We start from the raw sequence: 1958 nt of genomic DNA, 5'->3' as shown, positions 1-1958 counted from the left end.
CTGCGCAAGCAAGGCCACAGCATGCTCGACGTGCTGTACCGTGCATTTATTGGCGATCCGATCATGCCTGCTGCATAGCGGCTGAACAGTTACAGAACAAGTTGCCTTTGATATTCTCGCCAGGATGCAAGAGGTTCGTTGGGATGTCTTGCGGAACCGTATAGATCGAACGCAAACTTTCAGGGCCTCCCCGCACGTCCACTGGGCCGTAGCTAGGGTCGCGACCAAACGGTGATGGCGAGAGACCGGACGACAGCTTCGACACGACACTTCCGTTACCACCTGCTCCCGGTGCCCCGTTCAACATGCGGCTCATCAACTTGACCTCATTGGCCGATAGCGTTGGGTATGGGCTTGCTGCAGGTGCTTTTCCACTGGAACGATTCGAGCGAGAAGCTGTCGATGTCTGAAGCATTGACATGCGCATTGCGTACTTATCGTAGTCCTCCCTCTCTTGAGCACTCATGCGCTTGCCCGGAACAATGACGGTCTGCATATTCGGATCGTCAACTGCTGACACGCCATTTTCAGATTGCGGCGACGTTACGACCACAGGTGCAGCGTTCTGCGCCTTCGATTCTTGCTCGAACGCCCAGCGCTGAGCCGCAGCATCTTCTGCCCCGGCACGCTTCTGGTCGGCCTCAAGTTGAGCCCCCCGTGCACTACCGTTCGAAGCTTCCGCCAAGCTGGACCCCAGCGCATTGCCGAACGCATCTGTAGCAATCCGTGGCCCCGACGTGAACGGTCGTAATTCGGAGCCGAAAACCCAGGCGCGATGCGGGCTGGCGGGCCGGTCGGCCCGGGTGCATTGATGTTAAAGAGCGAAAAAATCCTGGACGCGAGTTTGGCCGATTGCGCGCGCGGACGCAAGGGCTTTGATGTGCGGATTTTCCCGCACAAACTAAATTCCAAGTTTTCTTTCAGCTCGGTGGATGATCACGCCTCGATCAACTTTTATGAGGTATCACCATGTCGAAGAGCACTAAGAAACGTACTGGCACCAACAAACAGAACCTCGTGTCTAACATCGTGACCTCCATACTGGGCAAGGTTATTTGGACTTGTCTTTGTGACCTTTGGGAGAAATGCAGCGAAGCGCCTTTGCTGCACGACTTGTTGGCGGCATGATGCGCGGCGCCCGCAGGGCGCTGCGCTGGGGTTGACTGTTGAAGTTGGGTTTGCGTTCGACCTGGCTGACGGCACCGCGCGGGTGCAAGCGCCGTCGGCGCGCGCGCCGTGACCCCGACCAGTCGCTGCGCTTGGTGGGCCGACTTCGCGGAACAGGCGTTATGTCTGGCGCCCCTGCGCGGCTGCCAGGCCGGCATGTGCGCCCCGGGGCGCACGGCTTCGGCCAGAGGTACGGCGCGCGCGCCAGGGCGCTTGCATCCGCGCTTCGCCGTTAGCCGGGTCGAACGCAAACCCAACATTAACCCAACACACGCAAGGCTTCGCCTCGCATGAGTGCGCGAAGTGCTGGCTTGCCTAGCTCGCGTCCGAGTGCCGGGTTTGAATCCGACTTCCGGCCTTACTTCAGGAGTTTTTGTATCTCTTCTAACTTCAACAGAGAATCCTTTGGAATTCGTTCTTCAGTTCGAAGTAAAGTAAGTTGATGCCTTAATCGAAAGCCGATTTCTAACCCCGTTGCACCACCGTAAATCGCTATACGGATTGCTTCCGCGCTTTCAGTGAAACCTGCTTGCTCCAAATTCTCAGCCAAGCTGAACGCTTTTTCAGATGCTAAGATCGTATTCATTTTTTTTCCGCCAATCCCATTGAATGCGTTAACCTGGACTCCATTTGGCTTGACGACGACTTCAAACGCACCGCCTGCATTCCCCTGAACTCCTGGTGCCGGCCTAATAATAAACGTAAGCGCTCCACGAACCCCAACCTATTCAGCCAGGCAGAATGCTGGTTAAATCCGGGGTATGCAAATCCTTCACATTCCACGGCAGCAG

3 protein-coding genes are annotated in these 1958 nt (G+C 56.5%); all 3 read right to left on the bottom strand.

Translation table 11 applies throughout. From position 1 onward, the window contains the following. Window positions 1-61: 61 nt before the first annotated feature. Window positions 62-685, bottom strand: a complete 624-nt coding sequence (locus tag H7U20_RS26980; protein WP_199762236.1) for a hypothetical protein — start codon at window positions 683-685, stop codon at window positions 62-64. Between the two features lie 840 nt (window positions 686-1525). After that, window positions 1526-1753 carry a hypothetical protein gene (locus H7U20_RS26975; protein WP_199762235.1) on the bottom strand — a complete coding sequence of 76 codons (228 nt, stop codon included), beginning with the start codon at window positions 1751-1753 and terminating at the stop codon, window positions 1526-1528. Further along, on the bottom strand, window positions 1750-1958 hold a 209-nt coding region (locus H7U20_RS30585; RefSeq protein WP_233411130.1), incomplete at its 5' end, for a hypothetical protein. The genes H7U20_RS30585 and H7U20_RS26975, both read right to left, overlap by 4 nt.

Origin of the sequence: Rugamonas violacea, assembly GCF_016461825.1 — a bacterium.
In the GTDB taxonomy this organism is placed as follows: Bacteria; Pseudomonadota; Gammaproteobacteria; order Burkholderiales; family Burkholderiaceae_D; genus Rugamonas.
The sequence above is the reverse complement of the archived record's forward strand: the minus strand, read 5'-3'. Positions and strand labels throughout refer to the sequence as shown.